The organism is Paraburkholderia graminis (assembly GCF_003330785.1).
GTDB lineage: Bacteria > Pseudomonadota > Gammaproteobacteria > Burkholderiales > Burkholderiaceae > Paraburkholderia > Paraburkholderia graminis.
Genome location: NZ_CP024936.1, coordinates 316,266 through 335,934 on the forward strand (window position 1 = coordinate 316,266; position 19,669 = coordinate 335,934).

21 protein-coding genes are annotated in these 19,669 nt (G+C 61.0%); 16 read left to right on the top strand and 5 right to left on the bottom strand.

What is annotated here, in order from left to right; genetic code table 11:
- The first annotated feature begins 14 nt into the window (after nucleotides 1-14).
- The 12 genes from CUJ91_RS33050 (at nucleotide 15) to CUJ91_RS33105 (ending at nucleotide 12,586) form a co-directional block, all read left to right on the top strand.
- On the top strand, nucleotides 15-407 hold the full coding sequence (locus tag CUJ91_RS33050; RefSeq protein ID WP_114158364.1) for a conjugal transfer protein TrbC: 393 nt from the start codon (nucleotides 15-17) through the stop codon (nucleotides 405-407).
- On the top strand, nucleotides 400-711 hold the full coding sequence (locus CUJ91_RS33055; RefSeq protein ID WP_084534252.1) for a VirB3 family type IV secretion system protein: 312 nt from the start codon (nucleotides 400-402) through the stop codon (nucleotides 709-711). Before CUJ91_RS33050 ends, CUJ91_RS33055 begins: the two co-directional genes overlap by 8 nt.
- Nucleotides 705-3,167: a VirB4 family type IV secretion system protein gene (locus tag CUJ91_RS33060; RefSeq protein ID WP_114158365.1), complete on the top strand. Its 2,463-nt coding sequence runs from the start codon at nucleotides 705-707 to the stop codon at nucleotides 3,165-3,167. Before CUJ91_RS33055 ends, CUJ91_RS33060 begins: the two co-directional genes overlap by 7 nt.
- A 17-nt stretch (nucleotides 3,168-3,184) precedes the next feature.
- The gene (locus CUJ91_RS33065) at nucleotides 3,185-3,919 is read left to right on the top strand and encodes a TrbJ/VirB5 family protein (protein ID WP_114158366.1); all 735 of its coding nucleotides are present in this window, start codon (nucleotides 3,185-3,187) and stop codon (nucleotides 3,917-3,919) included.
- A gap of 19 nt (nucleotides 3,920-3,938) precedes the next feature.
- Complete coding sequence (locus CUJ91_RS33070) at nucleotides 3,939-4,985, top strand: type IV secretion system protein (protein ID WP_114158367.1); 1,047 nt, start codon at nucleotides 3,939-3,941, stop codon at nucleotides 4,983-4,985.
- The gene (locus tag CUJ91_RS33075) at nucleotides 4,982-6,412 is read left to right on the top strand and encodes a TraI domain-containing protein (RefSeq protein ID WP_114158368.1); all 1,431 of its coding nucleotides are present in this window, start codon (nucleotides 4,982-4,984) and stop codon (nucleotides 6,410-6,412) included. Before CUJ91_RS33070 ends, CUJ91_RS33075 begins: the two co-directional genes overlap by 4 nt.
- Nucleotides 6,409-8,280 carry a conjugative transfer system coupling protein TraD gene (gene traD, locus CUJ91_RS33080; RefSeq protein WP_114158369.1) on the top strand — a complete coding sequence of 624 codons (1,872 nt, stop codon included), beginning with the start codon at nucleotides 6,409-6,411 and terminating at the stop codon, nucleotides 8,278-8,280. Before CUJ91_RS33075 ends, traD begins: the two co-directional genes overlap by 4 nt.
- Nucleotides 8,281-8,288: 8 nt before the next feature.
- Entirely contained in the window at nucleotides 8,289-8,807 is a 519-nt protein-coding gene (locus tag CUJ91_RS33085; RefSeq protein ID WP_114158370.1) for a hypothetical protein, read from the top strand.
- A complete protein-coding gene (locus CUJ91_RS33090; protein ID WP_244231106.1) occupies nucleotides 8,761-9,048 on the top strand; it encodes a hypothetical protein in 288 nt (95 codons plus the stop codon). The genes CUJ91_RS33085 and CUJ91_RS33090 overlap by 47 nt, the downstream gene beginning before the upstream one ends.
- Nucleotides 9,038-9,643 (top strand): IncC plasmid conjugative DNA transfer DtrJ family protein, encoded by a 606-nt coding sequence (locus tag CUJ91_RS33095; RefSeq protein ID WP_114158372.1) that lies wholly within the window; start codon nucleotides 9,038-9,040, stop codon nucleotides 9,641-9,643. The genes CUJ91_RS33090 and CUJ91_RS33095 overlap by 11 nt, the downstream gene beginning before the upstream one ends.
- 369 nt (nucleotides 9,644-10,012) lie before the next feature.
- Complete coding sequence (locus tag CUJ91_RS33100) at nucleotides 10,013-10,882, top strand: ATPase (protein ID WP_114158373.1); 870 nt, start codon at nucleotides 10,013-10,015, stop codon at nucleotides 10,880-10,882.
- A 12-nt stretch (nucleotides 10,883-10,894) separates the two neighbouring features.
- Nucleotides 10,895-12,586 carry an ATP-dependent helicase gene (locus CUJ91_RS33105; protein WP_114158374.1) on the top strand — a complete coding sequence of 564 codons (1,692 nt, stop codon included), beginning with the start codon at nucleotides 10,895-10,897 and terminating at the stop codon, nucleotides 12,584-12,586.
- 154 nt (nucleotides 12,587-12,740) lie between these two features.
- On the opposite strand, the gene CUJ91_RS33110 is transcribed toward CUJ91_RS33105, so the two are convergent.
- The 4 genes from CUJ91_RS33110 to CUJ91_RS33125 form a co-directional block, all read right to left on the bottom strand.
- Nucleotides 12,741-13,172 (bottom strand): hypothetical protein, encoded by a 432-nt coding sequence (locus CUJ91_RS33110; RefSeq protein WP_153067663.1) that lies wholly within the window; start codon nucleotides 13,170-13,172, stop codon nucleotides 12,741-12,743.
- A 76-nt stretch (nucleotides 13,173-13,248) separates the two neighbouring features.
- The gene (locus tag CUJ91_RS33115; RefSeq protein WP_114158376.1) at nucleotides 13,249-13,641 is read right to left on the bottom strand and encodes a bactofilin family protein; all 393 of its coding nucleotides are present in this window, start codon (nucleotides 13,639-13,641) and stop codon (nucleotides 13,249-13,251) included.
- Between the two features lie 12 nt (nucleotides 13,642-13,653).
- Nucleotides 13,654-14,478, bottom strand: coding sequence for a hypothetical protein (locus CUJ91_RS34650; protein ID WP_114158377.1), 825 nt, complete (start codon nucleotides 14,476-14,478; stop codon nucleotides 13,654-13,656).
- 86 nt (nucleotides 14,479-14,564) lie between these two features.
- A complete protein-coding gene (locus CUJ91_RS33125; protein WP_114158378.1) occupies nucleotides 14,565-15,149 on the bottom strand; it encodes an AcaB family transcriptional regulator in 585 nt (194 codons plus the stop codon).
- Nucleotides 15,150-15,788: 639 nt separating this feature from the next.
- Between CUJ91_RS33125 and CUJ91_RS35240 the strand changes: the two genes are divergently transcribed.
- The 3 genes from CUJ91_RS35240 (at nucleotide 15,789) to CUJ91_RS33140 (ending at nucleotide 18,160) form a co-directional block, all read left to right on the top strand.
- Nucleotides 15,789-16,055, top strand: a complete 267-nt coding sequence (locus tag CUJ91_RS35240) for a DUF7696 family protein (protein WP_114158379.1) — start codon at nucleotides 15,789-15,791, stop codon at nucleotides 16,053-16,055.
- A complete protein-coding gene (locus tag CUJ91_RS33135; RefSeq protein ID WP_114158380.1) occupies nucleotides 16,052-17,506 on the top strand; it encodes a recombination directionality factor in 1,455 nt (484 codons plus the stop codon). The genes CUJ91_RS35240 and CUJ91_RS33135 overlap by 4 nt, the downstream gene beginning before the upstream one ends.
- A 168-nt stretch (nucleotides 17,507-17,674) precedes the next feature.
- Nucleotides 17,675-18,160: an NADAR family protein gene (locus tag CUJ91_RS33140; RefSeq protein ID WP_114158381.1), complete on the top strand. Its 486-nt coding sequence runs from the start codon at nucleotides 17,675-17,677 to the stop codon at nucleotides 18,158-18,160.
- Between the two features lie 36 nt (nucleotides 18,161-18,196).
- On the opposite strand, the gene CUJ91_RS35045 is transcribed toward CUJ91_RS33140, so the two are convergent.
- Nucleotides 18,197-18,397: a hypothetical protein gene (locus tag CUJ91_RS35045; protein WP_244231107.1), complete on the bottom strand. Its 201-nt coding sequence runs from the start codon at nucleotides 18,395-18,397 to the stop codon at nucleotides 18,197-18,199.
- A gap of 57 nt (nucleotides 18,398-18,454) precedes the next feature.
- Between CUJ91_RS35045 and CUJ91_RS33145 the strand changes: the two genes are divergently transcribed.
- A complete protein-coding gene (locus CUJ91_RS33145; protein WP_244231109.1) occupies nucleotides 18,455-19,633 on the top strand; it encodes a metallophosphoesterase family protein in 1,179 nt (392 codons plus the stop codon).
- Nucleotides 19,634-19,669 lie beyond the last annotated feature (36 nt).

Sequence of the window (19,669 nt, forward strand, 5' to 3'; positions counted from 1 at the left end):
ACCGGAGTTATTGCATGAAGAAGTACGTCTCGCAGTTTTTCGCGGCCGCTCGCACGAGTCTGGACGCGATGCGTCAGTTCATCTGGTCCCGATTCCTGACGCGCCGAGAATTGCGCACCACACTGGTTGCCGCCGTCCTCGCCGGATTTGCGCCGTTTGCGTCGGCGGTGAGTCTGGACGACCTGGGATCTGCAACCGACGCTATCTGCCTGATCTCCGCCTATATCAGCGGTCCGTGGCTCTTCGTCATTGGCTGCGTGGTGATCATCCTGGCCGCAGTCGCTATCGGCAGTTCTGAAAGCACCATCGTCAAGGTGATTTCCACATGTTTCGTCGGCATTGGCATCGCCGCATGCGCGGTACCGATCATGAAAAACCATTTCCACATCAGCTACACCTGTGCGTAAGCCGACAAAGGTCAGCCGCGGTCTTTCGCTGCCCCGTCAGATGGGCGGCGCTGACCGCGGCCTCGCGATTGCCAACGGCACAATGACCGTGCTGCTCTGTTACGCCAGCATGACCCCGACATTTCTTGTCGTTGGTATCGGGGTGCACTGGCTCCTGCGCTGGAAGAGTTCGCGCGATCCGTGGTGGCGGCAGGTCATGCTCGTCTATAACCGCTACGCGGATGTCTATCGGCCGTGGCCCTCATCGAAGTCGTCGGCCCGATTCAAACGCCCCTATGGGTTCGATCAGGATCTCCCATGCTGAAAAAGAGACTCGCCGTCCGGTCAATCCAGGAGGTCGCCCCGTGGGCCACGATGGTGACGCCCGAGCTTATCCTCGACAAGGATGGCTCGCTGCTTGCCGTCTTTGACTTCGAAGGCGTCGATGCAGACACGCCCAATGCCGGCGATATCTCGGCCGCGCGCGACAACCTGGACCACGCCTGCAAGAACTTCGATCATCGTGTTACGGCGTGGTGGAGGCTTTCTCACAGGCGCGTTCAGGGAAAGATAGACGGCGAGTTCAACTCCGACATCGATGCGCACATCGATGAAATCAACCGCAGGCATGTGGGCAGCGGCAAGTACTTCCGCAACTCCCACTCCCTCGCGCTCGCCTTTACGCCCGAAACCGGCGTGAATCGGGTGTTCGACAAGATCGCCTATCACATGACGGTGGGCGGCAAGTCGATGCTGATCGCGATGATCGAGGCCTTGAAGGATTCGCTGCTCGCGCGCAGCGCGTTTGTGTTCGATCTCGAGCGGTTAACGTCCGACATCAAGCGCTTTGAAGGTGTTCTCGACGCATTCAGGGGCGGTGTCACCCGCCTCAGGATGAAGCGGCTTTCGCTCCAGACGGCGCTGGCCTTCCTGCATCAGTCGGCGAATCCCTCTGTGCCGCCGCGACGCGTTCGATATCCGGTGACGATGCTCGACTCTCACCTGACCGAGAGCGAGATCACGATCGGCGCCGAAATGCTCATGTTCGAATCGGCATATGGAAAGCGTTTCGCCAAGATTGTGGCCGTCAAGGAATGGATGGGGTTTCAGGAGGCGGCTCTCGACGTGCTGGGCGAGGTCGATGCGGAGCTGGACGTTTGCGTGATGTTCCGCTTCCTCGATACGAGCAAGGCGAGCGGGTACGTCGACACGATACGCAAGTTCTACAAGATGGCCGCGTTCAACCCGTGGGCGATGGTCAAAGCGTATTTTGCGAAGGAAGAACAGAAGAACGACAAGGGACGGGAGACTCTTGCCGAAGAGGCGGAAAACGCACTCGCGAAGATCCAGGCCGAAGGCCAGCAATTCGGTTTCGCCAATGTGTCGGTGGTCGTCTACGGCAACACTGTCCAGGAATGTGAGGACGCGACTCGTGAGGTTGTAGGTCGGATCGGTAACGCCGGCTTCGGCGTCATCATAGAGCGGGACAATCTCTTTGCGGCATGGGCCTCCACCATGCCCGGCCGGTGGGACCAGCAGCGGCGGTTGCAGTTTGTCGAGACCGCGACGGTGTCGGACATTGCTCCGGTTCGCAGCGTGGCCGAAGGCAGCGACGTGAACGCATGGCTGACACAGCAGTCCGGCCGGCGCACAGGCCCGCTCACCATGCTTCCGACGCGTCACAAGACGCTGCAGCGCGTGAACCTGCATATCCCGGGTGGCGCATCACATCTGCTCGTGCTGGGTCCAATCGGCATGGGCAAGTCGATCATGCTGAACTTCCTCATGTCGCAGACTGGACGCCACGGTGCACGGCGCGTTCGCTTCGACAAGGACCGCTCCACACGTATTCCGACCGTGCTCGCCGGCGGGCGCTTCATCGACGCGACGGGACGTTTTGAGGCGGCCACGTCGGTCAATCCACTGTCCCTGCTGCAGGACAAGAAACACTATCCGTATGTCGCTGAGTGGGTGCAGATGGCGATCGAAGACGACACGTTCCGTTGCACGAAGCTGCAGGAGCGGGAGATCTTCGACGCGGTGGTGACGCTCGGGGACGGCTACGGTCCCGAACTCTGGACGCTGTCGTTCCTGAATACGCTGCTTTCCATTGAGTTGCGCGACCGGCTCGCTGTGTGGACGCAGGGCGAGAAGAACGGCCGGTTCTTCGACCACGCCGAAGACGCATTTGAACTGTCGGATGACATCTCTATCGAGATGGGCGATCTGTTCAATAACTTCCCGGTGGCCGCCGCGTTGTTCATGGACTACGCCTTCTACCGCATTGCGCAGTGGCTCGACGGCAAGCGATACACCGTTATCGAGGTGGAGGAGGCCGGGTTCTTCTTCCAGAACGAGCGCTTCTATAAACGGCTGGAAGTGTGGGCTGTCACCATCCGGAAGCTGAACGCTACGTTGATGATGGCAACACAGTCGCTCGCACAGGTCGCGCGAATCGCCGACTTTGAGGTGCTGAAGGAAAACATCCCGAACATCCTCTATCTGCCGAACCCGGATGCGAGGAACAACCTTCATCTCTACCGGGACAAGTTCGGTCTCACGATGAGCCAGATTGACATGGTGGCCAACGCGGTTCCGAACCGCGATTACCTATGGGTGACGCCGACCCAGACCCGAATGCTGCAGGCGAGCTTCCCGAAAGAAACGCTCGCTGTGCTTCGGTCCGATGGGCGAGCACAGGCGGTGCTCGACAAGCACTTCAAGTCCGGTGCGCAGAACTGGAAACAGAATTACCTCGCAGAAATGATGACGCTCGACTGACCCAACGGGGACCAACCATGAAAAAACTATTTGTACGCCTGGCCGCGGCCGTCGGCCTGACGTTTTTTGCTTCGCAGGCCGCTTATGCGCAGTTGACGGTCATCGATCCGACAAACCTGATCCAGAACACCATTACGGCCTTGAAGTCGATAAAGACCGAGGTCTACCAGGACAGCAACATCGCCTACCAGTACCAGATGATGGCAAATCAGCTGTTGCAGGCGACCAACCTCGATCCCACCGCGATGAAAGCGCAGTACGACGAGATCACGGGTGACATCGACAAGTACAAGAAGCTTGCCAGCACCGCAACGGATCTCTATGGCGACCTTCAGGACGGCGGTCAATGGCTGAACCATGTCCAGTCGCTTATCTCGCGGTCGGGCAAGTCAAATGCCCAGTGGTTTGCCGACATGGCTTCGCTTTATAACCAGCGCGACAAGCAGGCGACCCAGCTTCTGCAGACCGGCAACAGCGTGATGACGCATATCCAGACGCTAGCTAAACGCCGACAGGATCTGCAATCGCAAATGGCGCTGACTCCGACCGCCCAGGCAACCGCCGAACTGACCACACACTATCTCGACATCGTCTCGAGTCAGATGAGCGACATGCTCCAACTCGCAGCGGGCAAACAGCAGAAGGAGGCACAGCAGGAATCGGCGTCTAACGCGGATGACAAGAACAAGGCCGCGTCGGCGAAGGCGTTCCTCGAGCAGCAAGAAGCCGAGCGTGCGGCTTACGGATTCTAGGACCGGACGAGGCTCGACGATGTGGATAAGACTCAGGCGCATTCTGGCCGCCGTACTGCTTCCTCTGCTTTTGCTCGTTGCGCCGGCAGCGGCATTCGCCGATGATCCGCAGTTATTGCCCGACGGCACGATCGTACCGGGCAATTCATCCGGCAGCACCGCCACGACAAATGCGAGTTCGTATGTCAAGCCGGGGGAGTTTGCAGCAGGCAGCAAGCAGGCGATGGACAAGATCACCGCGCTGTTTTCGTCGGTGATGAACACAGCCGTCGCGATCAGCGAGCAGATCAAGCCGGAGGCGGACAAGTTCGCAGGAGGGCTTGGCGTCATCACGCTTGTACTGGCCGCTGTCCGCTTCGCAGCGACGAGAGATCCGGTGATGGCATGGCTCGGATTCTTCGAAGAGATTGGCATTCTCGGGATTTTCGCTTCTTTCTACATCGAGTTTGCCCAGTTCGGGCCGGGTTTCTACAAATGGTTCCTCACGCTGGCGAACACCATCAGCGGTGCCGACATGTCGAGCTCGCTCAGTATCATTGGCAACGCGGCGGGGCAGATTCTCGATGCGGTCGTGAAAGCCTTTTCCGGCGCGGGATGGACCGCGATTTTCGGGGTGCTTATCGCGGTGGTGCCGCTGCTGTGCGCATGGCTTGTCCTGTCTGTTACCGCCGTCGTATTCGTTTTCTTTATCAACCTCGGCCAGCTGCAGTTCGCGTGCGGCGTTGTCATGGGGCAGATAGCGTTCGCCCTTGGCTTCTCGTCTTTCACGCGGGGCTACTTCAAGACGTGGCTCGACTTCATGATCAGCGCCGGCATGTACGTCGTCGTTGCCGCGATCCTGATGCGCCTCGTGACTCATAGCCTGATTGAGGCGGTTCAGGATGCCGCCGGTAAAGGCTTGACGACTACCGGGGCAAGTGGCTACGTGTTCGACCTCGCCATCTTCGTTTTCCTGGTGTCGTTCGAGATTCCAAAGATCGCGGGTATGTTTGGCGGTGGCGCGAACGCGAGCGGCGCGATGGTCGGCAAGGTCGGTCGGACGCTTACCGGAGGGTTGATGCCATGAGCGGACCCACGGCAACTGGCGCGGCAGCACTGCTTGAGCAGCACCAGCGACGTATTGATCTGATCACGCAGTGCGCCAACGAGCCGAACAGGGCTGAGTTCGACCGCAAATGGCTCTCGGTACTGCGCGGCTGTGCGGCGTGGTTCTCCACGCTCCCGCTCAGCCCGCAGCTTTACCATGACGCCGGCGGGGCATTTCGCTGCACTATCGAAACCGCCTTCTTCGCGATGCGGCTCGCCAGCGGGCGGAAGTTCGGTACGAACCTCCCTTCTGAACAGCGCAGGCGGATCGAGCCGCAGTACAACTACGCGGTATTCCTTTGCGCAACGTGTTCAAGGCTGGATGAGCCTTACCGGTATTTTCAGATCTTGCGCGACACTGACCGGGTCGAGTGGAATCCGTCGATTCACGGCGGCCTCGAGCCGTGGCTTGGAAATTCGCCTTACCGGATCGTGGTCCGGCCGGTACCGCTGCCTGTCGAGCGCATGCGTACGGGCATGCTTGCGCAGGTGCTGATCGGCTCCCAGCTGCTTGCAGGGCTCGATGGCGAAGTGCTCGCGGAGACGTTCGGGGCGATCAATCCAGTTCCACATCCGCAAGGCATCGAGACGCTTTTGCACAAGGTGGTGCGTGAGGCCGTCACCGTTGCGGACGAGTCCGACCGGAAGGCGCAGCGGGGCGTGTTCGCGCCGGTGAGCTATACCGTTCCGTCGGCCGTACAGATTGCTGCCGAACTGCAGCCCGTTGTCGCGCAGGCGCCGACGCCAGCTTCACCGTCCCCGTCCCCGTCACGATCAACATCAACACCTCCGTCACCGTCACCGTCAGGCGCGGCCTCAGTACCGCAAGGTGCTCCGCAGGCACCGGCAGCGGGGGACGCGACCGTCGAGGAGCCGTCTGCGTCGCCTTCGCCGACTGAGGCGACCGCCGCGCCAACTCCGGTGCAGGCGGCGGAAGGCGCATCTCCAGCCCGATCGGCAGGCCCGTCGTCTGAGCGCGTGGCCGCTTCTTCCACGGCGCGCGCGCAGTCGTTGCACGAAGCCATCGGTATCACGGGAGCGCCGGGCCCGGCCACCGCGCCGGAGCAGATGCCGGTCGACCCGACCGGAATGCGCGCGACTCCTCGAGCGGACACGCGCGAAAAGCCTGAAGCGCCAGCGGGGTTTGACGACGTGCTGAAGGGCCTGCCCAACTCCGTTCGTGAACTGTTCGTCGCACTGCGGGAGGACGTCATCGCGGGCTCAGCGAGGGTCGAGTGGAACGACAAGGGCCTGGTGATTGGTAAGCGCCTTATCGGTAGTTACGGGCTGGCGTCGAGCACGCTCCTTGAGCACATGCGCAAGCGAAGTCTGATGGTTGCGGATGGCTCTACTGACATTACCCTTGCCCCTCGGGCGGGCCAGCTTATTCTGGAGCGACCGGCGTGACCAGTTACATCAACCACTTCCGGCCGATATACGAGTTCCGCGCGGCCGTCTTCTGGCTCGCTGCGTGCGTTTTGCTGCCGATCTCCGGCATGCCGTACGCGTGGGCATTCATGCTCGTTGGTCTCTCGTTCCTGCTGGTGCGCTCCCTGCAGATCTGGAGCGCGCTCAAGTTCCGCATGGCGATTTCGACCAAGTGGCTCACCACGCTGCAGGTGCCCAAGCTGCTGCAGGTCCAGAAGCGCATGCGGGAAGAAGCGAACTCCATGTACCTGGGCATCGGCTACGAATGGACCCAGAAGCATTGCCAGATCGCCCACGACATCCTGCGCATGCCGACGACTGACATACCGGGCCTGCCGCGATGGCTGAACAAGACGAAGACAGGTCGCAGAATCGAGGAAGCGATCGAGGGCATCTTCGCTCCCAAAGACAGTATTCGCGATGTCATGCCTCAGGGTTCTTCGTGGATACACGGCATGGAACCGAAGAAGGCGCTCGTTCCGTTCCACTACAAGGCGATGGGCGGCCACACCCTGGTGGGCGGCACGACCGGTGCCGGCAAGACGCGCACGTACGAGGTGATCTCAACCCAGGTCATTCACCTCGGCGACGTGCTGATCATCGTAGACCCGAAGAACGACGCTGAGTGGAAGCGCCGGGTCGAGAAGGAGTGCGCGCGATCCGGGCGCAAATTTCTTTACTTCAATCAGGCCAAGCCGTCGGAGTCGATCCGCCTGAATCCGATCGAGAACTGGTCGCAGCCGTCAGAAATTCCGAGCCGGATCGCCCAATTGATGGAGGAGGGGCCATTCCGCGATTTTGCGTTCCTGTTCATCGACCGCGCCGTGAAGGGCGAACTGTACATCGGCGACAAGCCGACTTTGCGCTCCATCCTGAAGTATGCACAGTCGGGGATCACCACACTGCTTGAGAAAAGCCTGAGGCGCTTTTTCGTGGAGCAGGGGCTATCGGACTGGGAAGAGCAGGTCGCAACGGAAACGACTCGCCAGGGCGCGCGCAACAACGGCGCCGGGCCGATCGACGCCATGATCGCGCTGTACACCGCGCGGTTTGCGGCGCATGAGCGCGGTCACGAAGCGATCGACGGATTGATCGCGACGCACGTGCACGACCGCGAGCACTACATGCGCATCATTGCGTCGGCACTTCCTCTGCTGCAGATGCTCGCTACCGGCGAGACCGGATTGATGCTCGCGCCAAAGGCCGACGACTTCGACGACGAGCGCGAGATCTGGGATATCGACAAGATCATCAAGCAGAAGGCCGTCCTCTATATGGGCCTGGATTCGCTATCGAACAACATCGTGCAGAAGGCGATCGCATCGATGATCCTGTCCGACGTGGCGGCAGTGTGCGGGTCGATCTATAACTTTTACGATTCGCCACCGGAGGTGGTGCTCATCATCGATGAAATCGCGGAGGCGATCAACGAACAGGTGATCCAGATATTGAACAAGGGGCGGGGCGCGGGCTTCAAGGCGTTCGTCGCCTTTCAGGCACGGGCGGACCTGGAGGCTCGCCTTGGAAATGCGGCCAAGATGCTGCAGGTTTTGGGCAATCTGAACAACCAGATCATTCTACGCTTGGAGGACAGTGATACGGCGCAGTGGTTCTCGGACAAGGTCGGTGAAACCGCCATTCGCAACATGACGATCACTGGCAGCACGAGCACCGGCAGTGAGGCCCACATTGGTGAATTCACCGGCGGGGTTTCCCGTTCGCTACAACTGGAGAAGGCTCCTCTGATTCCCACTGGTCTGATACATAAACTTCCGAACCTGCAGTACTTCATGCGCATCTCGGGCGCAGCTGTGTATCAGGGACGTATTCCAATCCTTCAAGGCTAACCAAACGCATGTCTGCCGTATTCAAAAAAATCATCCGCGACTACAAGCTGTCGTCCCGCCTCGTCCCGGTATTCACGGTGGCGCCGGAGCTTGAGCTCGCCTGCGCACGTGTGGCCGATTTCATCGGGGAGAAGTTCATCGGCGAGTCAGAACCGCTCGTCAAGGAGATGCTCGACAGTGGCCTCGCGGCGTACAAACGGACGCGAAAGACGGGGAATCCGCATGTCGCATTCATGCAGGGACTGTTCGCGGGCGCGCATCTGCTGTACGCCCGGCGGTACGTCGCCCGCGACGGCGAGCGCTATCACGTATGGCCGCCGATGCTTGAGCCGGTCACAGAGTTCGAGGCGCGGCATGTGGCGCTCGGCACCGAAATGGTCGACGAGCAATGCCCGGAGTCCATCACGCAGCGCTCCGCTGCTTTCCAGTTAGCGGCTCGCGCACTGACCGGCGAGCATTTCAGGCTCTATTTCGAGGACTATGATGTCGCCCACACTTTTCCTGATAGCGAAGCTGTCGCGGGTTGAGCCGGACGTCGCGCGGCGCGCCATGTCCACCGCGAGGGCACAGGACGAGGTCGACGCGCCGAGGCCCGCGGAATTTTCGAGGGGCAGCGGCGCGATGGTGTACGCGCTGGCCCTGTTCGTCACGCGCCGGCCCGTGCACTTTTGGCTGGGGCTAAGCGGGCTCGTCGCGTTCCCGATCTACATTCTCGCGAGGATCGTCACGAACCTGCTGGAATGGGGTGTCCACACCTATGGCCAGTAGCCGCTTTGTATCCCACATAAAATGGTGGTTCTTCTTCGTGCCGCTGATAGCGGTACTGGTCATGCCTGCGATACCCGACCGTTCATGGTTTTCGATCAAGGACGAAGAGGTGAATTCCGTCGTCTCCATAGTAGGAGCTGACCGGGCTGACGAGGCCGTGGCTCTGACCAACGCCCGTTTCAGGCGCTGGTTTGTGCAAAGCGGTCTCGTGCGGTCCACCATGAACGCGGCCGGCAGCGGAGAAATCAGTGATGGTGGCATGTCGGACCTCGCGCAGGCCTGGGTGCACAACTTCTGGCTGGAGATCTACCGCGTGGTGTATCGCGCGACCGTGATGAAGCTGTTCATTCTCGGCACGCTCGTCTTTTGCGTCGCCGCCTTCGTCGACGGTACGGTCCGGCGCAAGATCAAGGCATCGGCCGCGGGCTTCGCGAGCCCGCTGTCGTTCCATCTGGCCGGGCATGGCATCCTGCTTGTGTTCGGCGTTTCGTTCGCCGTGCTTGTCCTGCCGGTTCCCATCTACGCCCAGTGCTGGATTGCGGTGGCCGCGATCCTGGGCGCGCTTTTGTGGAAAGCGGCCTCGTCTTATCAGTAGAACGACCGGGGAAAGCTATACGGTTTTCTGTAGCTTTCCCAGTTAAGACCGTGAGCCGGCTCGTCCGAGACGCGTTTTCACCCCTCGATCCCTGTCTTGCCCCTTCCTTGGCTTTCGCGCCCGTTGGTCGGTTACACGCCGACCACGAACTCCCTCCCGTATCGCAGGCCCCCTTCGAACGCCCCCGTCGAACGTCGTTGCGTAAAGTGCGCGCTGCGTTCCCGGTCGTCTCTACGAAGGCGTCCAGAGATGAGCAGCGATGAAAGCGGCTAGAAATCGCCCACGTTTTCGCCGGCGATCAACGTCTGCCGCGCAAACAATAGAGTTCATGCCGCGCGCGGGCGCGTGCACTTACCAAGGGACACAAATATGAGCGCCATCACCGAAGAATCGAAGCCAGACGCCGCCACTGAATCTGTTGAAAAGCCAGTGGGAGTTGTCGCGCCCGCGGGAGATGCACCCCCGGTCGAACCGGCGAACCTGGTCACCGACGGCGCGGACGGCGGTGAAATTGAGGCTGAGCTCCAGCAGATGGAGGACGCCGCCAACACCCTTCAGAAGGAAGGGATGATCAGCGAGTCGGAGGCCGCGGAAAAGCGCGAACAGGTCGCTCGTACGCGAAAGATGTTTCGCGAGCTGTCGCCGGCAGAGCGCATTGCCGTCGTGCAGCGCCGCCGCGAGATCGGCCGCGAACTGATGAACAGGCAGTTGTCCGGCGCTGCGGTCGTGGAGGCCGCCGTACGGCTGAACCATACCCGCCTCAAACCACTCTTCGAGCAGTGGTGGCCGTATCTGAACCGCATGAGCATTAACCTGCAGCGCTTCGGACGATCCACCTTCGGCACGGAAGATCTCGGCACCGTCACCGCATGGTTTGAAAAACAGGTCGGCGAACTTGAAGCCTACGTCGAAGAGCAACTGAACGTAGCTGCCGGCTTCCGCGAGAAGACGGAAGGCAGGATGAAGGAGCAGGGCGACATCGTGTTCGCGCCGACGGTCACAAAGCCTTCGCTCGACATCCAGGTCGAAGCCTACTCGCGCTTCTCCATGCGCGTTCTCTCGCTCCTGCTGAAGTTCGACAAGGTGATGGACCACTTCGACTTCCTGGTCTGGAATAGCGTGCGCGATCAGTCGGACGTGGACGAGGAAACCACCCGCTTCCTGCGCAAGTTCCATCCCGTCGGCGTGCGCGGCTACATGACCCACTTGCGCCTGATGACCACGGTGCGGGGCCGCTAACCGGAGCCCACGATGCTTGATGGGCTGAATCCGCAGCAGCGCGAGGTGGCGGAGCTTCGCCGGCACTGTGTCGCCATTGCATGTCCGGGCGCGGGCAAGACGAAGACTATCGCCGCGAAGGCAGCCTTGCTTCTTGCCGATCCGCATGCAGTTGTCGGCGCAGTGACGTTCAGCAAGGACGCGGCCGTGGAGCTGCGCGACCGGATCCTCGCATTGGCCGGTGCCGGCGCGAGAAGCCGGCTGATCGCGGGGACGTTCCATTCGCTCGCGAACCGACAGCTGGGAAAACGCGATATTGCGACGGATGGGGACCGCGCAGGTCTTCTCGCGCGCGTGCTTGCAGAGCTTGGGCTCCAATGGAAGGTCGACGAGGTGATTCCGGTCATCGAGCGGATCAAGACCAACTTTGGGCGCGTGGACGCCGGCAGCCCCGACGCGCAGCTGTACCATGCCTATCAGGAAGCGCTCACGCGTAACGGCAAGATCGACTTTCAGGACATGTTGCGACTGTCCGTGGCTGGCATGGAAAGCGGGGACATAGAACCATACGGGTTCACCGATCTGCTCGTTGATGAATTCCAGGATACGGACCCTCTGCAATATCGTTGGGTCGAGCTTCACGCAAGGGCGGGCGCGAACGTCACGGTTGTTGGTGACGATGACCAGAGCATCTACGGCTTTCGCGCCGCGCTCGGATTTCGCGGCATGGAGAGCTTTGCAGATTCCTTCAATGCCCAACGCGTCGTGCTGGGAAGCAATTACCGCTGCCGCACTGAGATCCTGTCGGCGGCCGACCGGGTCATTCGGAACAACGTCGACCGTGTGGCGAAGGTGTTGCGGGCCGAACGCGGCGCCGGCGGCGCGATTGCCACGCGCCGCTTTGACGATGAGTATGCGGACGCTGTGGCCGCAGTCGAGCAACTTCAGCCCCACTTAGGCGCGGGCAACTCGTGCGCGATTCTCGCGCGGACCAATCGCATCCTCGACCCGATCGAAGCGGTTTGCCGCTCGCATGGCGTGCCTTACTACCGCGCCTCCGGTAGCTCTGTGCTCAACCGGCCTCAGGGCGCGCTGATGTGCAACCTGCTGCTGATAGTCGAGGGGCGTAAGCAGAATGGGCTGGACGCAGTGCTCGGCTACACCGGAATGAGCTCGACCCACCTCAGTGCGCTGCACCGGGACATGGGCGCTGAGCTTGTCCAGCGGGCAAAAAAGGACCTCGTTGGTCTGGGTTTGCCGGAGGACACGGCAAGCGCGTATCGCGCCTTCATGAAACGGCTCGCGGAGTGGACGCAGATGTCCGAACGCAAGTTCTATTCGCTAGCGCTCGACGGGGTCCTCGAAATGATGATGACCTACGCCCGCGATGATCAGGCGAAACGTGCGATCCAGGCAACATACGATGTGCTGTCGCGCCTGACTGGGACGTTCGGCGAGCGTATCGAGTATCTGAAACGGGACAACAACAAGCCAGCGGACGGTGCACTGGTGCTTACCACCATGCACAGTTCCAAGGGCCTTGAATGGGACCACGTGTGGATCACTCGCGCCGAGGAAGGCGTCGTTCCCGACGAAAAGAGTACTGAATCCGAAGAGCGCCGGCTTTTTTATGTCGCCATGACGCGGGCCCGGGACACACTCACCATCGCTACGATCAAAAAGAACCCGGTCTCACGTTTCGTCATCGAATCGGAGGTTTGCTGAGAACGGCATAGCTATGGGCCGACGACTCGTTCGATCAAAAGGTTAGTCAGAAAGACGGGCGTTTTTTTTGAGGAAGCGCCCGTTGCATTTTCCGGAGTTTAGTCAGGTTTTTGTGGGCGGCAACGGGATCGTTGGCGCCCTAATGGCCTAAGTGTCACGCATGCGCCGGGTCGTCACGGTTGGGGTCTTTGCCGCCAGGTACCATGGCGACTTTAACGGAGAGGATTGCAAGGACCAACAGCGACGCATACAGGAATCCGTAAGAATAGTTCACCACATTTCGGATATGTTCCTGGCGGTCCAGATAGCCATGGATTTCTTCGCGTGTCTTCTCGATCCTCGTCGCCAGCGCGCTTTCCGAAGACAGACCGTGCTGCGAAAGTGCGGACCCGCGATCGGATGCGGTCATCCGCTGAAGGTCGGTTGACAGCGTCGTGTCGCCAAGGAGACGGGCAGCTGTAGCCATGCTTCCGATGGCGAGCGCAGAGCCTTCGTTGAGCGAGGTGACTAGCGTCGACGCACTTACAGCAACTACTCCAACCATTAAGACTAGTGCTGCGCCGATTTTCGTTGGTATGGTCTTCATTACGTGCTCTCCGATATGCGGCATCGCTACCGCGTCTGGCGCTGTTCGCGCCACTGTGTTCAATACGTCGACGGGGCTACGCGTTTCCGGCGGCCGCACGCGATAGCTGCTGGACGTTGCTCGAGTTTTCGATCGTCAGTTCGCTTTTGCGCTTGATCTGACCTTCGAGCGACGCGCGGGGACCCAGCCGGATCGTGCCGTAGTAGTAGACGTTGCCCTTCACGCGCCCATTGATTTCGAGCACGCCGCGCGCGTGTACGTCGCCCTCGACCGTGCCGTCAATCCGCACGTGCTCGCCCTCGACCTGACCTTTCACCATTCCGCCCTGGCCGATGTGAAGCAGCCCCGAGTTAGAAACGACATCTCCGTCAACAATGCCGAAACTACTAAGACCGTGGTCAAGGATGACATTTCCGTGGATCGAAAGTCCGGTGGAAAGCAGCGTTACGTTAAGTGGTTGGGATTTCATGCCGGGACCTCATCAGAACAGTTGAACATCGCCGGACTTCGCGGCCGGTGCGGTGGGTTGCGCAGGTGGCGCTGCGGGAGCGTCGTGGGTCACTGAAGGAGCAGCTTCACGATGTGGCTTGATGTGATGAATGGGACGCAACGCCGGACGCGTCGCCGCAGGCTGCTCACTCTCAGCCTGCGAGGCTGGGTTCGCTGCGGTGTTTGCCGCAACTCGCGCGGCGGGTGCAGGGTCCTGGCGCCGGGCGGGCTGAGTAGCGCCGGGTTCGGACGCTTGCGGCGGCGTCTGCGCCGCGGCCGCCGTCGCATGCGTCGCCCTGATGGGCGAAGCGGCCGCCTGCGTCACCGCGGCGGGCTGTGAGTCACGAGCGGGCGCAACCACCACTGGCATCGGAGCCGTGAGGGCCTTCGAGTCGACATGAGAGAGCGGTTTGCGTCCGCCCGTCAGCGCAGTGTCGAGATCGCCGGAGGTCAACGGTCGCGGTGGCGCGGCGTTGACCGGCATGTCAGCGGACGGGGGCTGCTGGGCCGCTGCCGGTGCGGGTCGGCCGGGCGTCTGCGCGTCGTGCGGGAGGTGAGCCGTCGCGTGCATCGCCTGCCAGATTCGGGCGGCGCTCACGCCACCTGCACCGGCGATTGCCGCGATAGCAAGCGCAAGCAATGCGGGTCGTCCGGCGCTGCGCATCTTGGACATGAGAGCGCGGGCTGGTAGCAAACCGCTCGCAGAGCGCTCCGGTGCGGGCAGCATCGGCATGGCCGCGGTATGGCGGGAAAGATCGATAGTGACCGGCTGAGCCGTATATTGCGCGTGCAGCGCCTGAATTTCTCTGATGTCCATTTCCTCTCCAACAGGGTGATGGGACGAGCGTATCCATCCGGCAGCAAGGTCAAGTGCCGGCGAAATCGACTACGGATTGATGCGGTTCAGGAGCCCCGGCGTTCGCCGTCGAACTCGTACTGGTCGTTGTCAGGCATGCAGACCTGAACGATGTGCTTGAGCCGCCGTTCCGCGTTCGAAAGCATCCGGGCGCGTGCTTCAGGCGTGATTTTTCCCATCACAACGGCCGCCAGAGATTTGCCGAAGATGCGGTCGAACTGGGTGAGGCAGCGAACCAGCAACCCGGCGAGCGGGCGCGTAACGACGAGCTCGATCTCTTCGTGCGGCATATCAATCGCGCGTAGCTCATGACGCGCGAGCCAGCCATCGGTCTTCCGGAGCCACTCGGCGGTTTCCCGCAATGCGTTCTCAAGAGCGCGGACCTTACCGCCTCGTGCGACGGCGATCTTTGCCGCGCAGAAGTTGTAATCCGAGCGAATGTAGTCGCGCGCAAACTGCGAGCTATAGCGCAGGACCGTTGTTGTATCGGATTCCGGATTGATCCGGGCGATACGCGTGTCGCTGGTCAGGCGCTCAATAGGCTTCAGCCCGCTCAGCGGTGGGCTGTCGGCTGGGAGTACGTCTTTGTCCGGGCGCTCTGGCTCCGGGAGGAAATCAGGAACTGCGGCCATGGTATTTTTCGGGTGGTCTCTCTCACCTCCAATTCTGCGTGCGGTAGCACACATAGACCCGGGCAAAAGCTGCGCTGTTTTCGCGACCTTTCGGGGATATGCGCGCTCACTTTTGCGCAATACTGACTCTACTTCTCGCGTCTCTGACGCATCGACATGACCCGGCCAGCCCGGAGTCCATCTTCTGTACCAAGCCGTGCCCGCAGCTTTACCCCGAGGCATGCTCCGACCAGTCGGCTACTGGTGTGGAATTTTCTTCCTGATGAGCGCCTCGCCCGCGCTCCCCATTCATTCAGTCGTAAAACTCGTCGCTGGCCGCATTCATTTGCGCCGCGACATCGTTCGGACCCGGACATCGGGTGTTCTCTCTCCAGAGCCCGTCTGGGTAGAACGATCGAAGTCGACTGAACCGTGATCCTGCGGCGGAATGCATTTCCCGAAAATGGGCTGTTGCGCAGCGTGACCATGCTGCGCGAGGACGACTGACGTCCTCGTATATGAGCCTCGGCTCCCTGAGCGCCACGACCCCGGAAGGGTTGTGGCGCTCAGGTCATTTTTCATCGAATCCCGAAACGCGTTCCTCACTCCGAGGGACGCGTTTTTTTTCGTCCTGTTGTCCTGTCCAGAAGGAGGTCTTCAATGCTTCCCGACCGTCTTGACGAGCGCATTGCCGAAGCGATCAACCACACGATTGCCGAGGAGCGCGCCACTGCAGATACCGCATCGCCAGCATGGCGGGCGCGTTGCGAGGTCGCCCAGATCGCGAAGTACAGCGATCCGGATCGACGCGTTTTTCTTTCCCACATAGCCGAGCGCCGCGGAGACGCGGCCGCACACGAACTGGAGCAGTCAGCCAGCGAGTTGCGCACCACGGCCATCTTTTTTCTAGCGAGGAAACCCTCATGAACGCAGTAGTCCATCTGGTCAACGGCCCTGTTCGCAGCGTCGTTGAAGAGCGCGCGTTGCGTCCACCGGTCATCGGGCACATTCGTCCGGGCATTAAAGTCCTCACCTCGAAAGCCCGTGGCAACGCGCGTGCGGTCGAGTTGTACAACACGATGGTCGCAGCAGGTGATTCGTTCGATACGATCGCCTCTATGCTCGAGTCGAAGTGCAATCTGAAAAACGCGCTCGTGCCGAAGAACACCGCATATTTCACCTGCCGCCGCTCGGACTTCAATAATCCGGACGTGGCCGACGAAATCCTTCGGCTCTATGGCGAGGACCGCGGTGACGGCGTGAAGCTCTACCGGTTTCCCGTACTGTTCGCGTTCAATGACTGGATGCAGAACCTGCCGAACCAGATGACCGTATACGGCACAAATGGTCGGAAGTTCTTCTCCCAGTACGAGCGCGACGGAATCCGCTATTGCATGACATATGCAAAGATCGAGCGCGATCCGCGTGCGCAACGTGTGATCCGGCACTTCGGCGGACGCACCGTCATCCGTCGTCAGGATGAGGCGATTCCGGACGGCATCTGCGATCCGGAACAGTGCCCGCAGTATCAGGCGCGACACTGCAACCTGTCGGCGAGTTTCGTGTTCGCGGTGCCGGACATCAAGGGGCTGGGCCTGATCGAACTGCCGACAAACTCGATCTACGTGCTGCAGAAGGCCTACTCAGCGATGCAGACCGTGCAGCTTGCACGGGGCAAACTGACCGGCACACGCTTCTGGATCACCAAGCGTGAGTTCGAAATCACGCGTATCAATGAGAACGGCGAGGCAGTGCGGGTCAGCCAGATGCTCACGGTGCTCGATGCAGACATCGATATCGGTGCGTTGCTCGACGCAGCCGATGATGCGCCTTCCGCGCTGGAAGCGGCGAGCCAGGCGGTCGCGTTGGTCGAAGCGGGCGGCAATGTCGTGCGGCTCGGCGGCGAAGTCGATGCAGCGATCGGTAACGCGGTTGCTGAAGGTGTCGTGATGGACGCGTCTGGCGCGCCGGAAGCCGAGGCGGAAGCGGGTGCGGCTGTCGGTGCGACGGAAACTGGCGCAGCCGATAGTGCGGCGGTGGTTTCCACCGCGTCCCCTGTAGCGGAGCAAGGCACCGCGGCTACCACCGGTCCGTTATTGCAACACGTGCTTGCCGCACAGCCGGCAACCGCCGAACCGACGGAAACGCTTGCAGATAAGCGCGACCGGATGTCCGATCTGCTGCAACGGCTTGGCCTGAGCGCGGAGGATCGCAAACAGGACTTCCGCATCTACGCCCATACGAAGTTCGGGCGCGGCTGGACCGATCGCGAGAAGGACGTCGACCAGATGAACGAACGGCTGACGAGAGCGCTAACGGATGTCGCTGAGCTCAATCGCGAGATTGAGGCGGCTACGCTGGCGGTCCTGTTCAACTGATCCTTCCACATTTCGCCAGCCCCTCGGGGCTGGTTTCCTTTCCGTTTCGATTGCGAGAACATTTCAGCAAGCCCGCGTTTGCTCAAATGCTTTCGACCGCGCAACTGCGCATCGAAAAGAGCCCGCCTCGGCGGCCCATTTCCTGTCTGGTTTTCAAGGAGTCGTCCTGTGCGCAAGATCGGCAATTTCACCGCGTTTTTTGGCGCGGACGATGTGTTCAGCAACTGGCATCCCTGCCGCTTCACCTATCACGGCGTTGCGTTCACGAGCGTTGAACAGTTCATGATGTTCTCCAAGGCGAAGCTCTTCAGCGACGAGAAGTCGGCTGCAAGGATTCTAGCCACTCGCGATCCGATGACTCAGAAGATGATAGGCCGCAAGGTTGCCGGCTTTGATCAGAAAATCTGGGAAGCGAAGCGCGAGTCAATTGTCTTCGTGGGATGTCGCGAGAAGTTCGCGCAGAACCCGGGGCTCAGGTCCATCCTGCTCGCCACGGCACCGACCGAACTGGTCGAAGCCAGTCCCTACGATCTCATCTGGGGCATCGGCATAGGCGAGCGCGACCCACGGCTGACTGACCGGTCGCAATGGCGCGGACAGAACCTGCTCGGCATCACGCTGATGCGGGTTCGCGATGCGCTCGCTATGAACTGATCATCCTTTCTTCGCACCCTCGCGGGTGTTCATCCATTAGGCTGCCTTCGGGCGGCCTTTGTGTTTTTTACGGAGGCGAATTTGAAACTCGCTCATTTTTCTGACCTGCATTACGCGCCGGACAATCTGGCCGAGTCCGACCGCTGCTTCAGTTTCGCTGTCGGCGACGCAATCGCGAGCGGCGCACAGGTGGGTGTCATTTCCGGTGACTCGACCGACCACCGGCTTGATGCACATGCGCCGTCACTGCGTGCGCTTGCTACCCAGGTGCATAGGCTCGCTAACGCGATGCCCGTGCTGATGCTGCAGGGCACCTTCTCGCACGAGCCTCCGGGCACCCTCGACAATTTCGCGTTGATGGGCAGAGCGCATGACGTGCACATCGCCGATCGCGTCTCACAGGTCGCGCTCATCGATGGCCGCTTCTGGGCCTCGACAGGTCCGGTCTTTTCGGATGACGAGTTGAGGCAGTTCATCGGCGTGAAGCCCGAAGTCGTGTTCACGTGCCTTCCGACGGTCAACAAGGGCCAACTCGCCGCGAGCGTTGGCGCGCTCGCGGCCGGTACGGAACTGGGCGATGTGCTTGCCGCATATCTGGCGGCGGCAGGCCGCGTGAACACGCAGCTTCGCGCAGCGGGTATCCCCACGGTCGGTGTCTCGCACGGCACCGTCAATGGCTGCACGACGGAGCATGGTGTGGTGATGGCGGGCTTCGATCACGAATTCTCGCTCACGGCGCTCTTCGAGGCCGAATGCGATGGGTTCATGCTCGGCCATATCCACAAGGCGCAGCAGTGGGCGCGCGAGGGAAGACTGGTAGCGTATCCCGGCTCCATCGGCCGGTTTCATTACGGCGAAGAGGGCGAGAAGGGCTATCTCGCGTGGGACGTGCAACCCGGTTTGGCGAGCGCAACGCTCATCGCGACGCCATCGCGTCAGATGGTCTGTATCGATTTCGACGGGCCGCCCGACATGGCGCGCCTTGCCGAAATCGCCGCTGACGCCACCGACAAGTTCGTGCGTGTGCGCTGGCAGGTCGACGAGGAGCATCGGCAGGCCGTCGATCGCGATGCCATCAAGGCGCTGTTTTCCGGCGCTGCGGGCCTCAAGGTCGAATCGCGTGTCCTTCCGGTCGTGCGCAGTCGTGCCGAGGGCATCAGTCTCGAGACGACGGTTGAAGGAAAGCTCGCACGCTGGGCCGAACTGACTGTCGTTGATGTCGGTCCGCTTCACGAGCGCTTGCAGTTGCTGGTATCGGCCGAGGTGGAGGCGATCGCATCAGATGTTCTGGCGCGCATCGACTCACAGCCGGATGAGCGGTCTGATCCGCAGACCCTTGCAGCTGTGCTGCAGCATCCGGCGGTGGGTGCCATCGCGGCAGATGCGCCGGCAGCTTCCGCAGTGCCGCTGGAACCCGCTGGCACTGAGCCTTCAACGCTGGACTGGCTGAATGACGATCTTTTTGCGGCATAGCCGCCATGTAGCGGGGGTGGCCTGTAAGGCGCTCCC